Genomic DNA, 19,674 nt, shown 5'->3' with positions numbered 1-19,674 from the left:
ATTATGCAACATACCCTTTCCTTAATTGTGGAAAACAAACCAGGAGTACTCGCAAGAATAGCTGGTTTATTTAGTAGAAGAGGATATAACATTGAGAGTCTTGCAGTAAATACTACTGAAGTTCCTCACCTTTCAAGAATAACCCTTGTAGTTAAGGGTGATGAAAAAGTATTAGAACAAATCACAAAACAAGCCTACAAGTTAATTGAAGTAGTTAAAGTTAATGATTTTACTGGAGTTCCTGTAGTGGAGAGAGAGTTGGCTCTGATTAGGGTTAAATCCGATGCTACCACGAGAAGAGCGATAATTGATCTTGTAGAAATTTTTAGAGCCAACATTATAGATGTTAGTGATAAGGATTTGATAATTGAAATTACAGGTGATAGCGAGAAAATTGACGCTTTTAAAAAGAATTTAGAACCTTATGGGATTAAAGAGATGGTAAGAACAGGAAAGATCGTTATGGAGAGAGGATTAAAACTCTATTAATTAGGGAGGGTTTAAAAATGGCAAAAGTGTATCATGACACAGAAGTTAGTCTTGAGGCCTTAAAGGATAAAATTGTCACCATTATAGGATATGGAAGTCAAGGAAGAGCCCATGCCTTAAATTTAAGAGATAGTGGAATAAAGGTTATAGTCGCAGTAAGACCTAATGGAGAGTCCTGGAAAAGAGCTCTTGAAGAAGGTATGACGGTAGAAAAAATAGAGGATGCCGTTCAAAAATCTGATGTTTTAATGTTCCTAATACCAGATACTGAACAGCCTACAATTTATAAAGAAAAGGTTCTCCCCTATTTGAGACCAAATCAAGCATTAGGTTTTGCTCATGGTTTTAACATTCACTTTTCTCAAATAGTACCACCCCCATTTGTAGATGTATTTATGGTAGCCCCTAAGGGCCCTGGACCGTTAGTAAGAGATTTATATGTAGAAGGGAAAGGAGTCCCTGCCCTTTTTGCTGTGTATCAAGATTATACTCAAAAATGTAGAGATATAGCTTTAGCTTATGCTAAGGGAATTGGTGCAACTCGAGCTGGAGTTCTGGAGACTACTTTTAAGGAGGAAACTGAAACTGACCTCTTTGGAGAACAAGTGGTACTTTGTGGTGGGGTGACAGCCCTCATAAAAGCTGGTTTTGAAACTTTGGTAGAAGCAGGTTATCAACCAGAGGTGGCTTATTATGAGTGTCTCCATGAAATGAAACTCATTGTAGATTTAATAAACCAAGGTGGAATAAGTTTTATGAGGAAAGCTATTTCTGATACGGCAAAATATGGAGATATTACTAGAGGTCCAAGGATCGTAAATGAAGAAACAAAGAAAGAGATGAGGAAAATATTAAACGAAATTCAGAGCGGACAATTTGCTAAAGAATGGATATTAGAGAATCAGGTCGGAAGACCTGTTTTTAATGCTCTATTGAAAAAAGATGAAGATCATCTTATAGAAAAGGTTGGAAAGGTTTTAAGAGAAATGATGCCCTGGTTAAAACCTAAGAAATAGGGTGGTGATTTTGATGGGTAAGTTGTATATCTTTGATACTACTTTAAGAGACGGAGAGCAAACACCTGGGGTAAACCTGAATAAAGAAGAAAAATTAGAGATCGCAAAACAACTTGCAAAACTTAATGTAGATATTATTGAGGCGGGATTTCCTATTGCTTCTCCTGGTGAATTTGAGGCAGTCAAAAACATTGCGGAAAAGGTAAAGGGACCTATTATTGCAGCCTTAGCAAGAGCAATTCCTATGGATATTGACAGAGCCTGGGAAGCTATAAAATATTCTGAGTCTCCAAGAATCCATACTTTCATTGCTACTTCTGATATTCATATTGAGAAAAAATTAAAGAAAACCCGTGATGAAGTTTTAGAGCAAGCGGTCTCTGCAGTAAAATATGCAAAAAGATATTGCAGCGATGTGGAATTTTCTGCGGAAGATGCAGTAAGAAGCGACTTTAATTTTTTAGTAAAAATCTTTGAGGCAGTTATTGAAGCAGGAGCAACAGTCATTAATGTGCCAGATACGGTTGGTTATGCCCTACCCTGGGAATTTGGGGAATTGATAAGGAGGTTAAAAGAAAACATCAGAAACATTGACAAAGCTAGAGTGAGTGTTCATTGTCATAATGACTTGGGTTTAGCTACTGCTAATTCTCTCTCTGCTATAGTAAACGGAGCTGAGCAGGTAGAGTGTACCGTAAATGGACTTGGCGAAAGGGCTGGAAATGCAGCTATGGAAGAGATTGTTATGGCAATAAAAGTAAGAAGACTTCCCTTTGAGGTTAGTATAAAAACCGAAGAGATATATAAAACAAGCAAGTTAGTGAGTAATCTCACAGGCATACCTATACAACCCAATAAAGCAATTGTAGGTGAAAATGCTTTTGCTCATGAATCAGGAATACACCAACATGGGGTAATTCAAGATCCAAGTACCTATGAAATAATTGATCCAAAAACTATTGGAATTCCTGAGAGCAAAATTGTTCTTGGAAAACATTCGGGCAAACATGCCTTTGAAAAAAGACTGCAAGAGCTTGGATATTCTTTACCTCCTGATCAATTAGAAGAGGCTTTTAGAAGATTTAAAGAACTTGCTGATAAGAAAAAGGAAATTACTGATAAAGATATAGAAGCTTTAGTATCCAATCAAATAAGAATAATACCTGAGTATTATAAATTGCGTCATTTACAAGTAGTAAGTGGAATTGGTATTGTACCTACTGCAACTATAATAATTTCTGAGAATGGAGAAGAAATAAAAACTGTAGAAATTGGTAATGGGCCTGTAGATGCAGTTTATAAAGCTATAACAAAGGCAGTTAAAGTTCCCCACTCTCTTGAAGACTTCTCTTTAAAATCTGTGACTGGTGGAACCGATGCACTGGGAGAAGCTATGGTGAAATTATCTGATAAGGATGGGAACATATATGTAGGGAGAGCCACCAGTACTGATGTTATTGAGGCAAGTGCTTTGGCTTACTTAAGGGCATTAAATCAATTGGTAATGTTAAAAGGAAAAGATTAAAAGGAGGAAATGGATCCATGGGAATGACTATTACAGAAAAAATATTGGCTGATCATTCAAGCAAAAAAGAAGTATTTCCTGGTGAATTGATATTTGTTAAATTAGATTTTCTATTAGCTAATGATATAACTGGTCCCCTTGCTATAAAGGAATTTGAAAAAATTGGAGTGGAAAAGGTTTTTGATAATGAGAAAATAGCATTAGTACCTGATCATTCTACGCCAAATAAAGATATAAAATCAGCTATGCAAAGTAAAATACTGAGGGAATTTGCTAAAAAGCAAGGTATAAAATACTACTACGAAGTAGGTAGAGTAGGAATAGAACATGCATTGCTTCCTGAAGAAGGCTTAGTCCTTCCTGGAGATGCTATAATTGGCGCTGACTCCCACACTTGTACCTATGGTGCCCTTGGTGCCTTTTCTACTGGTGTTGGAAGTACGGACCTTGCTTATGCGATGGCAACGGGAGAAATATGGTTAAAAGTGCCTGAAAGCATAAAATTTGTGTATTATGGAAAACTTTCTCAGTGGGTTACAGGTAAAGATCTAATACTTTATACCATTGGACAAATAGGAGTGGATGGCGCAAGGTATAAAGCTATGGAGTTTACTGGTGAGGTAATAAGGAATTTATCTATGTCCGATAGGTTAACTATATGTAATATGGCTATAGAGGCGGGAGCTAAAAATGGAATAATTGAGCCTGATGAAATCACCTTGGAGTATGTAAGGAATAGAGCTAAGAGAAACTTTAAAGTATATAAGAGTGATGAGGACGCTCATTATAAAGAAATCTATGAGTGGGATGTTACAAATTTGGAGCCTATTGTTGCTTTTCCTCATCTTCCTAGTAATATTAAAAAGATCTCTGATATAGGGAAAGATATCTATATTGATCAAGTATATATAGGATCATGCACTAATGGAAGAATTGAAGACCTAAGACTTGCAGCAAAAATCTTAAAAGGACATAAAGTTCATAAGGATGTGAGATTAATAGTAACTCCTGCTACTCCTAATGTATATATGCAAGCATTAAAGGAGGGTTTAATAGAAATATTCCTTGAGGTAGGAGCCTCCATAACTCCTCCAAGTTGTGGTCCATGTTTGGGAGGTCATTTAGGAGTTTTAGCAGAGGGAGAGAAGGCAGTAGCTACAACCAATAGAAATTTTGTGGGAAGAATGGGACACCCAAAGAGTGAGGTTTATTTATCAAATCCTGCAGTTGCAGCAGCCTCAGCTATTTTAGGAAGAATAGCTGCTCCTTGGGAAGTGGAGGTGAAGGAATGATGATATATAAGGGTAAAGCATTAAAGTATGGAGACAATATAGATACTGATGTTATTATTCCTGCAAGATATTTGAATACTACGGATCCAAAAGAACTTGCAGAACATTGTATGGAAGATTTGGACTTAAATTTTAAAGAGAAAGTAAAAGAAAAAGATATTCTTGTAGTAGGAGAAAATTTTGGTTGTGGATCTTCAAGGGAACATGCACCCATAGCTATAAAAGCTTCAGGGGTGAAGTGTATAATTGCAAAGTCTTTTGCAAGAATCTTTTATAGGAATGCTATAAACATAGGACTTCCTATACTTGAGATTTCAGAAGCAGTAGATAGGATTAATGAGGGGGATGAGTTAGAAGTAGATTTTGATAAAGGTGTTCTCAAAAATTTAACTACAGGGGAAACTTTTACCACTTTCCCCTTCCCTCCCCTTATTCAAGAGATAATAAAAAAGGGTGGATTGATTAATTTTGCAAGGGAGAGGGTAAAAGGAGGTAGTTTATGAGGGTAAAGATAGCTGTACTTCCTGGTGATGGTATAGGTCCTGAAGTGGTAAAACAAGCAATAAAAGTAATAAACGTGCTTTCTAAAAAGTTCCACCATCAGGTAGAAATAAAAGAAGGTATTGTAGGAGGTGCCGCCATAGATAAATTTGGAGACCCCCTTCCCGAAGAAACCTGGAAAATATGCGAAGAGAGTGATTCAATATTATTAGGTGCTGTTGGAGGACCAAAGTGGGATAACCTTCCTGGAGACAAAAGACCTGAAAAAGCATTGTTAAAATTAAGATCAGGATTTAATCTTTTTGCCAACCTAAGGCCAATTTCTATTTTTGATGAATTGATTTTTTCCTCTCCAATTAAAGAAGAATACTTAAAGGGAGTTGATTTTATAATTGTAAGAGAACTTACTGGAGGTCTATATTTTGGAAAACCTAAGGAAACCAGAATAGAAAATGGTGAAGAAATTGCTATTGATACCATGATATATAGGACTTCTGAGATTAGAAGAATAGCACATGTCGCCTTTAAGATGGCCCAAAAAAGAAAAAAGAAAGTGACCTCTGTTGATAAAGCAAATATCCTTGAATGCTCAAGACTATGGAGAAAAATTGTGGAAGAAGTGGCTAAAGAATATCCTGATGTAGCTCTCGAACATATGTATGTGGATAACTGTGCTATGCAAATAGTGAGAAATCCTAAGCAATTTGATGTGATTCTTACGGAAAATACTTTTGGAGATATATTGAGTGATGAAGCTGCAGTGATTACAGGTTCTATTGGAATGTTGCCTTCTGCAAGTCTTGGAGAAACCAAAAAGGGATTGTATGAGCCTATTCATGGTTCAGCTCCAGATATAGCGGGTCAAAACGTAGCAAATCCCATTGCTACTATTTTGTCTGTAGCTTTAATGTTCAGATATTCTTTTGATCTTGAGGAGGAAGCAAAACTTATAGAAAAGTCTGTAAGAAAAGTATTAAGTCTTGGTTATTTTACAAAAGATCTCTATGCTAACAATCCCTATGCTCAAAAAATGGTAACAACCGAGGAAATGGGAGATCTAATATGTAGTGTAATCGAGGGAGGTGCTTAATATTAATGAAGAAAGTTTTTTTTTATGATACCACTCTAAGAGATGGTGCCCAAAGTGAGAGAATTTCATTTTCTCTTGAAGATAAGATAAGAATAGCCCAAAAGCTTGACGAATTTGGGATAGATTATATTGAGGGAGGATGGCCAGGATCTAATCCTAAGGATTTAAATTTCTTCAAGAGGATAAAAGAAGTTCCCTTAAGACATGCTAAAATAGCAGCCTTTGGGAGTACAAGGAGAGCTCAAGTATTGCCAGAAGATGATGCCAATCTAAAAGCTCTTCTTGATAGTGATACACCTGTAGTAACTATCTTTGGAAAAAGTTGGACTTTACATGTAACAGAGGTGTTGAGAACAACTTTGGAGAATAATCTAAAAATGATTTATGACTCTGTAAAATATCTAAAAAGTTTTGGAAAAGAGGTAATATACGACGCAGAGCATTTTTTTGACGGGTATAAAGCCGATCCTGAGTATGCTCTCTCAACCCTTGAGGCTGCATCAGAGGGTGGTGCTGACTGGATTGTACTTGCAGATACCAATGGTGGTACGCTTCCTTGGGAAGTGGAAGAGATCTTGGAGAAGGTAATGGAAAGGATTAAAAAACCTATAGGAATACATGCCCATAATGATTCGGGACTTGCAGTAGCAAATTCTATAGTCTCGGTAAAAAAAGGGGCAACACAAGTTCAAGGCACTATAAATGGATATGGAGAAAGGTGTGGAAATGCAAACCTGTGTACTATAATACCTATTCTTCAATTGAAAATGAATATTGAAGTTGTACCGGAAGAAAAGCTTTCTCAACTTACGGACCTTGCTAATTGGGTCTCTGAGATTGCTAACTTACCTCCTGATCCCTCTTCGCCATTTGTGGGAAGAAGTGCCTTTGCCCATAAAGGTGGGGTTCATGTGAATGCTGTTCTTAAAAATCCTAAATCTTATGAGCATATAGATCCTGCTAAAGTAGGAAATAAAAGAAGAATACTTGTTTCTGAACTTTCTGGAACAAGCACCATAGTATCAAAGGTGAAGGAATTTAATATAGATCTTGACAGAGATTCTCCTTTGGCAAAATTGATCTTAGATAAAATTACTCACTTAGAGAATGAAGGTTATTATTTTGAAGGAGCAGAAGCTTCTTTTGAGCTTCTAGTAAGGCATCTTTTAGGTCAGGAGACAAAATTGTTTGACTTAATAAGCTTAAGGGTTTTAATTGAAAAGATAGGAGACTCTGGCGAAACAATAACTGAGGCAACTTTAAAACTTAATGTAAAAGATCAGATTGTTCATGTAGCTGCCGAAGGAGATGGTCCTGTCCATGCCTTAGATCAGGCTTTAAGAAAAGCTCTAATTGAATTTTATCCTGAATTAAAGAACATTCATCTCTCTGACTTCAAAGTAAGAGTAATCAATGGTAATGCAGGTACAGCTGCAAAAGTTAGAGTATTGATTGACTCTACTAATGACAAAGGTGATACTTGGAGTACCGTTGGGGTCTCTACAAACATTATTGAGGCAAGTTGGGAATCTCTAGTCCAAAGTATAGAGTATGGAATAATGAAAGTGCGGGAGGCTTAAACCTCCCGCACTCCATTAGAAGTCTCCAATATTAAAATATCCGGCTTAAACCCAAATTTTTTTTCATAACTTGTAGTAATCTTCCCTATCCATTCCTCAATAATGGTTTCTGGTACAAGGTTTATAGTGGAACCTCCAAAACCTCCTCCCGTCATTCGAGATGCGAAAGCGCCATACTCAAGAGCTTTTTCAACTAAGAAATCTAATTCTTCGCAGGTTACCTCATATAAATTTTTTAAGCTTAAGTGAGAGTCTAACATATATTTGGGTAGATTTTCCCATTTATTATTTTTCAAGTCATTTACAAAATTTAGAACCCTTTTGTTTTCGTTATAGACGTGGGCAACTCTCTCTTTCAATGGGGAGGGTAGAATTTCTTGAGAAAGCTCAAAAGCTTTTTCATCAAGTTCTCTCAATGAGTTTATATTTAAGTGTTTTTGTAGCATTTTCAGAGCCTCTTCTCCCTCTCTTCTTCTTGTAGAATAACCTTCTCCTGCTATGGAATGTTTTACCTTGGTGTCCACTACTGCGAGTCTCAATTCTTTACTTTTTATATCAAAGGGAATGTGTTCATAATCCAGAGTTAAAGTATCGATTAAAAGAGCAGTATTTTCTCTTCCAAAAGTTGCAATAAACTGATCCATAATGCCACAAGGTGCTCCTACAAAGTTATTTTCTGCTCTCTGAGAAAGTTTTGCTATCTCTTTTTTCTCAATATTTAAATTAAAGTATTCAGAAATTCCATAAGCAACTGAAACTTCATAAGCAGCTGAACTTGATAAGCCTGCTCCCATAGGAATCTCTCCATATAAATAGGCATCAAAGTAAGGAATTTCTCCTTTTATTTTTCTTATCTCGTTTATCACACCCATAAGGTAGTTTACCCAGGGTTTTTCTTTATTAAAAATCAAATCCGAATAATCAAACTCAAAATAATCATTAAAGTTTTCTGAGAAAACTCTAAATTTATTCTCTGTATTTCTCTTCAGGTAGAAATAAAAAAACTTATTTATGCTTATGGGCAGAACAAAACCATAATGATAATCAGTATGTTCACCTATTAAATTCACTCTACCCGGAGCCCTAAAAACCCTAAAACCTTCTTTACTTCCAAAAATTTTTTCGAAGTTACTTCTCATTTTTAGAAATCCTCCTCAAACTTTCTCTCATAAGTTCGGCCGATTCTTCAGGTGGTAAAGGATTTATAAAGGTTCCAGCTCCAGATTCTACGCTTGCAAGATATTTTATCTTATCTTTTGCTCTATGAAGAGAGTAAAACTCTACATGAAAATGATAATTAGGATAATCCCCTTTAACGGGTTTTTGATGAAATACCATCATGTACGAAAAATTAAAGCCATAGACATTATCATAAGCTTTTGTTATTTTTTGAATAATCTCAGCAAGGTACATCTTTTCAGCATAGGTCATCTCGGTGAGAGAACCTAAATGTCGTTTGGAATATATGTGGAGTTCAAAGGGATATTTACCATAAAAAGGCATAAATGCTGTAAAATACTTATTTTCATACACAATTCTTTTTTCTTCCTTTAGCTCCTTTTCTAAAATAGAGCAAAATAGACATTTTTTGTACTCTTCATAAAATTCATTAGTGGCTTTTAGTTCCTTCTCAATTATAGGAGGTATAAAGGGAAAAGCGTAAATCTGACCATGAGGATGATGTAAACTTACGCCTACTATCTCTCCCCTATTCTCAAATATAAGAACATACTGAATAAAGTCTAAGCTTCCCAAATCCTTATATCTATCTTCCCAAACTAGTATCAGTTTCTCTATTTGTTCAAGAGGCATTCTGGACATAGAGGAATCGTGATCCATAGTGTATAAGACTACTTCACAAACTCCCTTACCACCTTTTACTTTGTATATCTCATCTTCCCATTCAGTAATGTCAGGAGTTTCCTTGGTCAAAGAGGGATATCTATTTTCAAAAACTGCTATGTCAAAGGGCTTTGGTACCTCTATTCCACCATAACACAGAGGGCAAGCATTTCTTGCAGGAAGAACAGGTCTCTCTTGTACTTTGCCAGCAACTATTACCCATTCTTTTAAAAATGGATGCCAGCGTAATTCACTGCTCATCTTCTATCTCTCCTTCTAATTCAAAATCATAATAATACATCAATCTTCCATCTTCCTTAACTTCTATTTTTTTTATCATTTTCCATTTTCTCATAGGTTATACCCCACCTTTTGCTTTATTAGATTTTTGATCCAGTTTTTAATGTATTCAATTTGTTCAAGATTTTCAATTTCTTTAAATTCTTTCCAGGACTCTAATGCATATTTGATGAAAGACACTATGTCTTTAAAATTAATAATACCCTTTATAAAAAGTTCCACCAAAACTTCATCAGATATAGCAAATATAGCAGGATAGACTCCTCCTTTCTTACCCACTTCATAAGCCAGTTGTAAAGCGGGAAACTTATCATAATCCACATCGTAAAATTCAAGTTTCTGGTTCTTTAAATCAAAAGGACTCCATTTTATTTTGGGTCTTTGAGGATAGAATAAGGCGTACTGTATTGGTATCCTCATGTCTGGATATGCCATTTGGGCTATAATAGAGCCATCCACAAGCTCTATCATACCATGTACAATACTTTGAGGATGAATCATTACTTTAATAGAGTTATAATCAAAATTAAAGAAGAAATGAGCTTCAATTACCTCTAAACCTTTATTTACTAAATTAGCAGAATCAATAGTAGTTTTGTATCCCATTTTCCAGGTAGGATGTTTCAATACTTCTTCTAACTTAGTTTTTTCCATTTCTTCTCTTGACTTATTCCAAAAAGGACCTCCTGATGCTGTTAAAATTATTTTTTCAATATTCTTCTTCCTAAAAGAGTTTATCAATTGAAATAAAGCACTATGCTCGCTGTCTATAGGTATAAGTTTTGACTTTGATTTTTTTAACCACTTTTTTATTAAATCCCCGCATGCCACAACAATCTCCTTAGTAGCAATAGCAATATTTGCACCTCTCTCTATGGAAATTTTCAAAGGATAAACTGCTTCTATACCTGAAATAGACATTATTACAAGATCTGAATCTAAGTTTGCAAGTTGTTCTAATCCTTCTTTACCATAAAAAGTCTTTGCATTATAAGATAAAGAAAAAGGCTTATTGTCAAATAGGGCAACATAAGGTACCTTGAATTTTTCTGCAATTGCTTTTAATTTGTCAACGTTACCCTTTGAGGCTACTCCTATGAGTTCAAATTTATCTTTATTTTTGTCTATAATTTCAAGGGTTTGCGTCCCTATTGAGCCAGTTGCTCCAAATATGATTATCCTCTTTCTCATAATAGCTTTAATATATAAAGCATATAATAAGTTGTTGGAGCTATAAACATTAGACTATCAAATCTGTCCAAAATTCCCCCATGCCCTGGTAAAAGAGAAGAAGAATCCTTAGTACCAATTTCCCTTTTCAACATAGACTCTACAAGATCGCCAAGTTGTCCCATTATTCCAAGGGTGACCCCAAGAATAGCAGGTAAGAAATATCTTTCATAATATATACCTCCAAAAATCAAAGCCACAATTGCCGACGAAATAATCGCAGCTAAACTACCCTCTATGGTCTTGTTAGGACTTATGGAAGGAGCAAGTTTATGCTTTCCAAAAAATTTTCCAACAAAAAAAGCAGCCGAATCACTGATCCATGTGATTAATATTATTAAATAAGTAAGCTGTTTCCCTAAGGGTAAGTTTCGTAAGATAATTAAATACCCTAATAAGAGAGGTATATAGAAAAAACCTAAAAAGGTTAGTGAAATCTCTATTATAGAGTGTTCTTTTTTTATAAGTTCGTAAATTAAAATTGAAAGAATTAGCAATGGAAGAAAAATTCTCATTGCCCATCGAGTTTCTAAGTATAAAAAGAGAAGGTACAAAAAACCAGCAATTATGCCTTCTAATTTTAAGGTTTTATGTCCCTTTTTTTCAAGAAGATTATAAAATTCGTATAACCCAAAACAGGCTATAATTTCTACCAAAATAAAAAATACCTGATCCCCTAAATAAATATACCAAAGTATTAAAGGAATTCCCCAGAGTGCTGTTAATATTCTCTTAAGCATTATTTTCTAATCCACCAAATCTTCTTTTTCTTTTAGCAAAATCCAAACAAGCCATTCTTAAATCTTCTTCATTAAAATCAGGCCAATACTTGGGGGTGAACCACAATTCGGTATAAGCTATTTGCCAAAGAAGGAAATTACTTATCCTATACTCTCCACTGGTTCTTATTAAAAGATCTGGTTCTGGTAAATCATAAGTAGATAAAAAAGATGAAAATAAGTTTTCATTTACATCCTCAATTTTTAAATTATTCTCCTTTACCTGTAATGCAATCTTTTTTACTGCTTCTAAAATATCCCATCTTCCACCGTAATTAAGAGCAACAGTTAAAACTTTATCTTCACCATTCTTTGTTTCCTCAACCACATAATTGATTCTTCTTTGGAGATAAGTTGGTAGTTCATCCAAATTTCCTATTACTTTTAACCTTATTTTATTTTTCACAAGCTTATCCTTGAATTTATCTATACTTTCATCAAGAAGTTGCATTAACCCTTCAACTTCTTCTCTTGGTCTCCTCCAGTTCTCCGTAGAAAAGGCAAAAAAAGTCAAATAATTAATCCCCCAATTAAAAGCTATTTCAGAAATTTTCTCGACCACTAAAGCCCCCTCTCGATGTCCTATTAATCTTGGAAGGTTTCTTTCTTTTGCCCATCTACCGTTTCCATCCATTATGAAAGCTATGTGTTTAGGTAATTTCTCTTTTGGAACTTCTATCTCTTTCATGCTTTATTTCTCTTTCTTCATAATTTTCATAGGAAAGAATAAAAAACCATTTTTCTCCATCGTATCTTTCAGAGACAATTCTCAGATCACCAAAAGCCTCATTAGAATTTGAGATATAATTTAGTTCATACTCAACCTTATTTTTTGGTAATTCTTTCATCACATCTTTGAACCTCATACCAATATAAGTCTTCATACTTCCATAATTTCCTTTTCCTTCATTTCAATTAACTTTTCTATTTCCTCTATAAACTTATCAGTGATTTTTTGTAGTTCCTCTTGAAGTCTATAAAATTCATCTTCTGAAATTTTACCTTCTTGTTTTTCCTTCTTGAATATTTCTAAATAATCTCTACGGATATTTCTTATAGCAACCCTTCCTGTTTCGGCTTCTTTATGTACTATTTTCACAAGCTCTTTTCTTCTTTCTTCTGTTAAAGGTGGAAATACCACCCTAATAACTTGACCATCATTTTGTGGAGTTAACCCTAACTCGGACTTAAGAATTGCTTTTTCAATTTCTCCAATAATACTTTTGTCCCATGGTTGAATTAATACTGTTCTACCTTCCGCAACCTTTAAAGTTGCTACTTGATTTAACGGCATCATATTTCCATAATAAGAAACTTTTATCTCATCAAATATGCCAACCGACGGTTTCCCTGTTCTTATGTTCTGAAACTCTTTTTTAACAACCTCCACAGCTTTTTTCATCTTTTCTTCTATCTCTTTAAAGTGTTCCTTACCCATTTTCTCCCCCCTTATCCGGAATAATTTCCACATCCCCAATATAAGTTCCCACTTTTTCTCCTAAAATGACCCTTTTAAGGTTTCCTCTAACGGACATATTAAAAACAATAATAGGTATTTTATTGTCCATACATAAAGAAACCGCTGTTGCATCGAGAGCTTGAAGCCTCAATTTTAAAAATTCGATAGGCTCAATAGTCTCAAACTTTTCGGCGTCAGGATATTTTAGTGGATCTTTATTATAAACCCCATCAACTTTTGTTTCTTTTAAAATAACTTCTGCTTTTATCTCTGCAGCTCTTAAAGCTGCTGCTGTATCGGTAGAGAAGAATGGATTTCCTGTTCCTGCAGCAAATATAACTACTCTACCTTTTTCTAAGTGTCTTATTGCTCTTCGCCTTATAAAAGGCTCTGCTATTTGCCTCATCTCAATCCCTGTTTGTACTCTAGTAATTACTCCCATCTTTTCTAGCATATCTTGGAGAGCAAGAGCATTTATTGTGGTTGCAAGCATGCCCATGTAATCTGCTGTAACCCTATCTATTCCCAAGATTTTACTCTCTCTACCCCTAAAAAAATTTCCCCCTCCAACAACAACTCCTATTTCAACTCCAAGATCGTGAACTTCTTTAATATCTTCAGCAATACTCCTTATACAATCTGGATTTAAACCAAAGCCTTGTTCTCCACTAAAGGACTCTCCACTAATTTTTAAAAGAATACGTTTGTACTTCGGCTCCATATCACTCTTCCCCTACTACAAAACGAGCAAATCTTCTTACTACTATATTTTCTCCTAATTTAGATATGGCTTCCGTTATTAAGTCTTTAACTTTTATTTCTGGGTTTCTAACAAAAGGTTGTTCTAATAGACAAACCTCTTCGTAAAACTTTTCTAACTTTCCTTCAATTATTTTTTCTATTACGTGCTCAGGTTTGCCTTCATTCCTCAGCTGAGTTCTATATATTTCCTTTTCCTTTTCTATAACCTCGGGGGGTACATCTTCCTTACTCACATATTGAGGATTCATCCCTGCAATTTGTAAGGCAATATCTTTTGCAAGTTTTCTAAATTCATCGGTTCTTGCAACAAAATCTGTCTCACAATTGATTTCTACTAAAACTCCTAATTTATCTCCCGTATGTATATAAGCCTCAATTATACCTTCTTTTGCAACACGACCTGCCTTTTTAGCAGCTTTTATAACACCCTTTTCTCTTAGAATTGTAACTGCCTTCTCCATATCTCCATTAGCTTCTTCTAAGGCTTTCTTAGCCTCCATAACACCTGCGCCTGTTCTCTCTCTCAGTTCTTTTATCATTTCAATAGTAATTTCCATATCGCTTCAACCTCCTGAAATTATGATATCTCTGATTGGAGATCCTCATCTTTAAGCTGTAAATCTGCTTCTTTTTCTCTTAATTCTCTTCCCTCTAAAATAGCATCAGCTATTTTGGAAGTAATAAGTTTAATTGATCTTATCGCATCGTCGTTTCCGGGAATTGGATAAGTAATCAACTCAGGATCACAATTAGTATCAACAATAGCTATAATTGGTATACCAAGTTTATTAGCCTCTTTTACAGCAATCTCTTCTCTTTTAGGATCTACTATGTATAAAACATCTGGGATTCTCTCTATACCCCTTAAACCATCGAATACTTTTATTAACTTTTCCAATTCTCTATTAAGCCTATTTGCCTGCTTTTTAGGCAGTTTATCAAAGTAACCATTATTCTTTAGTTCTTCAAGTTTTATCATGTAATCAATACGGGATTTTATGGTGGTAAAGTTTGTTAACATACCTCCTAACCATCTTTGATTAACGTAGAAAGCCCCACACCTTTTAGCTTCTTCCTCAATAGTTTGTTGAGCTTGCTTTTTAGTCCCTACAAAGAGAAAAGTCTTTCCTTCTTTTGCCTGTTCCTTAGCAAACTCATAAGCTTCTTCAAGCTTAACTAAGGTTTTTTGTAAATCAATGATGTGAATACCATTTCTCTCCGAAAAAATATACTCTTTCATTTTAGGGCACCATCTCTTGGTTTGATGCCCAAAGTGTACACCAGCCTCTAAGAGTTGTTTCATTAAAATATGTGCCATATCACACCTCCATTTTGGTTTTTTCCTCCCCTTCTTTCATCTTCTCTTGGGACTTCATTAAGAAGCACCGCCAAGAGAATCCAGAAGGGTGAGTTTTAAAACATTCAGAAAAAAGTATACCACGAAGAATAAGGGTTTACAATACTATTTTAATGAATTTTAATTTATGGTATACTTTCTTTAAAATTATTTTAAAGGAGATGGTACTAAAAATTGACCAATTTCCCTATTTATGTTGTATACGTATGGAAAAAAGATGATAGTATAGATAAATTAGATCTCCCAATAATTGCTATAGGAAATCCGCGGGAAATTTTGCTTCTTTGCCAAAGGATATTAGCTCCTAAGTCAACTATTACTGAATTTTTTCAAGAATATAAAAGTTATGCTCAAAAGATGGGATATGATACCCACAACTTAGAACTTTTATCTTTTTTGAAATTACTCTCTAAAATGAAGATTATTGAGCTTTATGAAGTTCCTAAGGAAATTTTTAGTAGTGATGGTTAGATTTTTAATTTTTTGTAAAATTTTTATTGCTTTTTATTAACATTTAGGGTATACTTATATCAGTAAATTTAAAGTTTTAAAGAAAATTTTTGGTATAAAAAGTGGGAAAACCCACTTTTTATTTTTAATAGGAATAGGAGATGAGGAAAAATGAAAGATCAAATATATATGGAGCTACTTAAAAAATTAAAAGATATTGTGGAGCCAATCTGTGAGAAGTACTCTTACGAACTTGTAGATCTTGAATATAGAAGGGAACCTCATGGTTGGGTTCTAAGGGTATATATTGATAAGGTTGGTGGAGTTACAGTGGAAGATTGTGCCTATATCAGTGAGAAAATAAGTAAAGAATTAGATATAAAAGATCCAATTCCTCATTCTTACATTCTTGAGGTCTCATCTCCTGGATTAGATAGACCATTAAAAAGAAAGAGAGATTTTGAAAGACATATTGGAGAAAAAGTAAATATTACACTATTAGAAGAAATTGAAGGTAAGAAGAAAGTAGAAGGGAAAATATTTAAGGTTGACGAAAAGAATGTTACCTTAAAAGTTGATGATTCTCTTATGGTTATTCCAATCGAAAAAATAAAGAAGGCTCTGCTTATTGTAGAATTTTAAGGAGGATGATATCTTATGAAGTTAAGAGAAGATTTTTGGGTTGTATTAGAGCAAATAATTACAGAAAAAAAACTCGATAAAAATGTGGTTTTAGAAGCTTTAAGAAAGGCTTTGCTCTCTGCTTTTAAGAAGGCATATGGTACCAGTAAAGGAGCAAGGGTAGAGATTAATTTTAATAAACAAGAAATAAATATTTATGTGGTTAAAAAGGTAGTTGAGAAGGTTAATGACAATATTTCAGAAATAAGCCTTGAAGAAGCTAAAAGTTTAAAGCCCGATGCCAAAATTGGAGATGAAATAGAAATAGAGATAGAACCACAAGAATTTGGTAGAATAGCGGTTCAAGTGGCAAAACAAGTTATAATGCAAAGCCTCAAAGAGGCTGAAAGAAAAATTCTTTATGAAAAATATAAAGCAAAAGAAGGAGAACTAGTTAATGGCACAGTGGTAAGAGTAGAAAAGGGAAATGTATATGTACGTTTTCCTGACATTGAGGCAATCCTTCCTGTAAAAGAGCAAATTCCAGGAGAAGAATACTGGATTGGAAGAAGACTTAGGGCATACCTTTTGGAAGTAAGAAAAACCACAAAAGATCCGTTAGTAATCCTTTCCAGAAGTCATCCTGGATTTCTAAAAAGACTCTTTGAATTAGAAGTTCCAGAAATTAGGGAGGGTACAGTAGAAATTGTAAGCATAGCTCGAGAGCCTGGAATGAGGTCTAAAGTTGCAGTTTATTCTCATCTTCCAGAAGTTGATCCAATTGGAGCATGCGTAGGGTATAAAGGGGTTAGAATTCAGAATATTATTAATGAGCTAAATGGAGAAAAGATAGATATTGTGCTATGGAGTAAAGATCCTGCAGAATTTGTTGCAAGAAGTCTTAGTCCTGCAAAACCCCTTTCCGTAGAGATAAGAGAAGACGAACATAAAGCTATTGTAATAGTTCCTCCCGATCAATTTTCTCTTGCTATAGGGAAAGATGGACAAAATGTAAGGTTAGCTGTTAAACTAACATCTTGGAGAATTGATGTAAGAACTCCAGAACAATATGCAAAAGAGAAGGAAGAAAAAGAAAAGGTGGTAGAGAAGAGTGAGTAAAGGTAAACATATTCCTTTAAGAACGTGTATAGGATGTGGAGAAAAAAAGCCTAAAAGGGAACTCTTGAGGATAGTTCGTGGAGAAAATAATTCTATTTTTTATGATCCGACAGGAAAAGCTTCGGGTAGAGGAGCATATATATGTCCAAAGATAGAATGTCTTGAGCTTGCTATTAAAAAGAGAGCTTTTTCGCACGCGTTAAAGTGCGAAATTTCTAAAGAAGATCTAGAAAGAATCAGAGAAGAATTAGAAAGAGAAATCACAAAACGGGGGGAGATGGTAGTATGAAAAAGAGAATATATGAATTAAGCAAAGAATTAGGAATTGATAATAAGGACTTATTGAAGATATTAGCAGATTTAGGAGTCAATGTGAAGTCAGCATTAAATGTTATTGATGAAGAGGTGGAAGAAATTGTAAAAGAACTTGTTTTAGGAAAAACCGAAATTACAGAGGAAAAAGCCGAGAAACCAGAAACTCCCCCCGTGGAAAAGGAAGAAAGAAAAGTTCAAGAAGAAACTGTAGAAGTTATAGAACTACCAAAAGAGGAGAAGAAGGAAAAAGTTCTAAAAATACAAGGTAGTATGAGGGTAAAAGACTTAGCAGAAGCTCTTTCTATATCTCCTACGGAGCTTATAATGGAACTTTTAAATATGAAAATTTTGGCCAATGTAAATCAAATGCTCGACCCAGATATCATAAAAGAATTAGCAAAGAAGCATGATTATAAAGTTGAGGAAGTAAAACCACAAGTAAGTTTAAAGAAGAAAATCCTTTCTCCCGAAGAAGAAGCAAGATTAAAATCACGTCCTCCTGTGGTAGTAGTAATGGGACACGTAGACCATGGTAAAACTACACTGCTTGATGCAATAAGACAAACAAAAGTAGCAGAAAAAGAGCATGGAGGAATAACGCAGCATATAGGTGCATCAATGGTAGAACATAATGGAAGAAAAATAGTCTTCCTTGATACACCAGGACATGAAGCTTTTACTGCTTTAAGAGCTCGTGGAGCTCAAGTTACAGATATAGCAGTTCTTGTAGTTGCTGCTGATGATGGGGTTATGCCTCAAACAATTGAAGCTATTAATCATGCTAAAGCGGCAAATGTACCTATAATTGTTGCTATAAATAAGATAGATAAGCCAGAGGCAAATCCTGAAAGAGTAAAGCAGCAATTATCAGAATACGGACTAATACCTGAAGAATGGGGTGGAGATACTATAATGGTTCCCATTTCTGCTAAGAGAAAGCAAGGAATAGACCAGCTTTTAGAGATGATATTACTACTTGCAGATATATTAGAGCTAAAAGCAGATCCAGATAAACCTGCAAAAGGAGCAATAATAGAAACGAAAATGGATAAAGGTAGAGGTCCTGTTGCTACAGTGATAATTCAAGAAGGAACTCTCCGATTGAGGGATGTATTTGTAGCTGGAAATGTAATGGGAAGAGTAAGAACTATGTTTGATGATAAAGGTAGACCACTAAAAGAAGCTCTTCCTTCCTGGCCAGTAGAAGTCTCAGGTTTTGATGAATTGCCCCAAGCAGGTGATATATTAGAAGTTGTAGAAAATGAAGAAGTTGCAAAGGCAATTCTTGAGGAGAGAAAACAAAAGAAAGAAACTTCCAATATTGAAGTTTGGGGACTTGGAGAGAAAATTTTGCCTATTATTGTTAAAGCGGATACTCAAGGTTCTTTAGAGGCAATATTGCAAACTATTGATAAGATGCATACAGAGGATATTACCATAAAGGTGATACATTCAGGCGTCGGCGGAATAACAGAAAGTGATGTAATGCTTGCTTCAGCCTCAAAAGGGATAATAATAGGTTTCAATGTTAGACCTGACTCAAAAGCTCAACAGGCAATAGCTAAAGAGAAAGTCATAGCTAAAACCTATAGAATAATTTATGAGATAATTGAAGATCTCCAGAATTATATTAAAGGTCTTAAAGAACCCCAAATTAAAGAAGTAATAATTGGAAAAGGCGAAGTCAAAGCAACCTTTAATGTACCAAAAGTAGGAACCGTAGCAGGAGTTTATGTAAGAGAAGGTAAAATCCAGAGAAATGCTAAGGTTAGGTTGATAAGAGATGGAAAAATAATATATGATGGAAGAATTGCTTCGCTTAAGAGATTTAAAGATGATGTGAATGAGGTATTAACTAACTTTGAATGTGGGGTTGGGTTAGAAAACTTTGGTGATATTAAACCTGGAGATATATTAGAAGTTTATGTTCTACAACAAACTCAATAG

At 34.7% G+C, this 19,674-nt stretch carries 22 protein-coding genes; 12 read left to right on the top strand and 10 right to left on the bottom strand.

The genetic code is table 11. The annotated features are described in order from the left end of the window. Positions 1–3 precede the first annotated feature (3 nt). Genes ilvN through cimA form a run of 7 tightly spaced genes read left to right on the top strand, consistent with a single transcriptional unit; the run spans position 4 to position 7,493 of the window. The gene (gene ilvN / locus ACP5QL_RS02295) at positions 4–489 is read left to right on the top strand and encodes an acetolactate synthase small subunit (protein WP_428125181.1); all 486 of its coding nucleotides are present in this window, start codon (positions 4–6) and stop codon (positions 487–489) included. 17 nt (positions 490–506) lie between these two features. Further along, on the top strand, positions 507–1,505 hold the full coding sequence (gene ilvC, locus ACP5QL_RS02290; protein WP_272995249.1) for a ketol-acid reductoisomerase: 999 nt from the start codon (positions 507–509) through the stop codon (positions 1,503–1,505). Positions 1,506–1,518: 13 nt separating this feature from the next. Next, positions 1,519–3,030 (top strand): 2-isopropylmalate synthase, encoded by a 1,512-nt coding sequence (locus tag ACP5QL_RS02285; RefSeq protein WP_012583551.1) that lies wholly within the window; start codon positions 1,519–1,521, stop codon positions 3,028–3,030. Between the two features lie 17 nt (positions 3,031–3,047). Next, positions 3,048–4,322, top strand: coding sequence for a 3-isopropylmalate dehydratase large subunit (gene leuC / locus ACP5QL_RS02280; protein WP_012583552.1), 1,275 nt, complete (start codon positions 3,048–3,050; stop codon positions 4,320–4,322). Beyond that, entirely contained in the window at positions 4,322–4,825 is a 504-nt protein-coding gene (gene leuD, locus ACP5QL_RS02275; RefSeq protein ID WP_164931084.1) for a 3-isopropylmalate dehydratase small subunit, read from the top strand. The genes leuC and leuD overlap by 1 nt, the downstream gene beginning before the upstream one ends. Next, positions 4,822–5,913 carry a 3-isopropylmalate dehydrogenase gene (gene leuB / locus ACP5QL_RS02270; protein ID WP_012583554.1) on the top strand — a complete coding sequence of 364 codons (1,092 nt, stop codon included), beginning with the start codon at positions 4,822–4,824 and terminating at the stop codon, positions 5,911–5,913. Before leuD ends, leuB begins: the two co-directional genes overlap by 4 nt. Positions 5,914–5,918: 5 nt before the next feature. Next, positions 5,919–7,493, top strand: coding sequence for a citramalate synthase (gene cimA, locus ACP5QL_RS02265; RefSeq protein WP_428125176.1), 1,575 nt, complete (start codon positions 5,919–5,921; stop codon positions 7,491–7,493). Here cimA and galK read toward each other — a convergent pair. The 10 genes from galK to rpsB form a co-directional block, all read right to left on the bottom strand. Next, complete coding sequence (gene galK / locus ACP5QL_RS02260; RefSeq protein WP_428125174.1) at positions 7,490–8,632, bottom strand: galactokinase; 1,143 nt, start codon at positions 8,630–8,632, stop codon at positions 7,490–7,492. The genes cimA and galK overlap by 4 nt on opposite strands. Beyond that, positions 8,622–9,596 (bottom strand): galactose-1-phosphate uridylyltransferase, encoded by a 975-nt coding sequence (gene galT, locus ACP5QL_RS02255; RefSeq protein WP_012583557.1) that lies wholly within the window; start codon positions 9,594–9,596, stop codon positions 8,622–8,624. Before galT ends, galK begins: the two co-directional genes overlap by 11 nt. Positions 9,597–9,686: 90 nt before the next feature. After that, entirely contained in the window at positions 9,687–10,826 is a 1,140-nt protein-coding gene (dxr, locus tag ACP5QL_RS02250) for a 1-deoxy-D-xylulose-5-phosphate reductoisomerase (protein WP_012583558.1), read from the bottom strand. Next, the gene (locus tag ACP5QL_RS02245) at positions 10,823–11,605 is read right to left on the bottom strand and encodes a phosphatidate cytidylyltransferase (RefSeq protein ID WP_428125171.1); all 783 of its coding nucleotides are present in this window, start codon (positions 11,603–11,605) and stop codon (positions 10,823–10,825) included. Before ACP5QL_RS02245 ends, dxr begins: the two co-directional genes overlap by 4 nt. Next, entirely contained in the window at positions 11,598–12,332 is a 735-nt protein-coding gene (locus tag ACP5QL_RS02240) for an isoprenyl transferase (RefSeq protein WP_272996205.1), read from the bottom strand. The genes ACP5QL_RS02245 and ACP5QL_RS02240 overlap by 8 nt, the downstream gene beginning before the upstream one ends. Beyond that, positions 12,295–12,528, bottom strand: coding sequence for a hypothetical protein (locus ACP5QL_RS02235; RefSeq protein WP_164931014.1), 234 nt, complete (start codon positions 12,526–12,528; stop codon positions 12,295–12,297). Before ACP5QL_RS02235 ends, ACP5QL_RS02240 begins: the two co-directional genes overlap by 38 nt. Further along, positions 12,525–13,082, bottom strand: a complete 558-nt coding sequence (frr, locus tag ACP5QL_RS02230) for a ribosome recycling factor (protein WP_012583561.1) — start codon at positions 13,080–13,082, stop codon at positions 12,525–12,527. Before frr ends, ACP5QL_RS02235 begins: the two co-directional genes overlap by 4 nt. After that, entirely contained in the window at positions 13,075–13,824 is a 750-nt protein-coding gene (pyrH, locus tag ACP5QL_RS02225) for a UMP kinase (RefSeq protein WP_012583562.1), read from the bottom strand. The genes frr and pyrH overlap by 8 nt, the downstream gene beginning before the upstream one ends. 1 nt (position 13,825) lies before the next feature. Beyond that, positions 13,826–14,422, bottom strand: a complete 597-nt coding sequence (tsf, locus tag ACP5QL_RS02220; protein WP_012583563.1) for a translation elongation factor Ts — start codon at positions 14,420–14,422, stop codon at positions 13,826–13,828. A gap of 20 nt (positions 14,423–14,442) precedes the next feature. Continuing rightward, positions 14,443–15,183 (bottom strand): 30S ribosomal protein S2, encoded by a 741-nt coding sequence (gene rpsB, locus ACP5QL_RS02215; protein WP_272996202.1) that lies wholly within the window; start codon positions 15,181–15,183, stop codon positions 14,443–14,445. A gap of 213 nt (positions 15,184–15,396) precedes the next feature. Here rpsB and ACP5QL_RS02210 point away from each other — a divergent pair, with 213 nt between their 5' ends. The 5 genes from ACP5QL_RS02210 to infB all read left to right on the top strand — a co-directional run bounded on the left by ACP5QL_RS02210 (position 15,397) and on the right by infB (position 19,674). Next, a complete protein-coding gene (locus ACP5QL_RS02210) occupies positions 15,397–15,693 on the top strand; it encodes a hypothetical protein (RefSeq protein WP_012583565.1) in 297 nt (98 codons plus the stop codon). A 150-nt stretch (positions 15,694–15,843) separates the two neighbouring features. Beyond that, on the top strand, positions 15,844–16,314 hold the full coding sequence (rimP, locus tag ACP5QL_RS02205; RefSeq protein WP_012583566.1) for a ribosome maturation factor RimP: 471 nt from the start codon (positions 15,844–15,846) through the stop codon (positions 16,312–16,314). Positions 16,315–16,329: 15 nt separating this feature from the next. Next, positions 16,330–17,412 carry a transcription termination factor NusA gene (gene nusA, locus ACP5QL_RS02200; protein WP_428125165.1) on the top strand — a complete coding sequence of 361 codons (1,083 nt, stop codon included), beginning with the start codon at positions 16,330–16,332 and terminating at the stop codon, positions 17,410–17,412. Continuing rightward, a complete protein-coding gene (rnpM, locus tag ACP5QL_RS02195) occupies positions 17,405–17,701 on the top strand; it encodes an RNase P modulator RnpM (protein WP_012583568.1) in 297 nt (98 codons plus the stop codon). The genes nusA and rnpM overlap by 8 nt, the downstream gene beginning before the upstream one ends. Further along, complete coding sequence (gene infB, locus ACP5QL_RS02190; protein ID WP_272996197.1) at positions 17,698–19,674, top strand: translation initiation factor IF-2; 1,977 nt, start codon at positions 17,698–17,700, stop codon at positions 19,672–19,674. Before rnpM ends, infB begins: the two co-directional genes overlap by 4 nt.

The organism is Dictyoglomus sp. (assembly GCF_049968615.1).
GTDB classification, from domain to species: domain Bacteria; phylum Dictyoglomota; class Dictyoglomia; order Dictyoglomales; family Dictyoglomaceae; genus Dictyoglomus; species Dictyoglomus turgidum.
The sequence above is the reverse complement of the archived record's forward strand: the minus strand, read 5'-3'. Positions and strand labels throughout refer to the sequence as shown.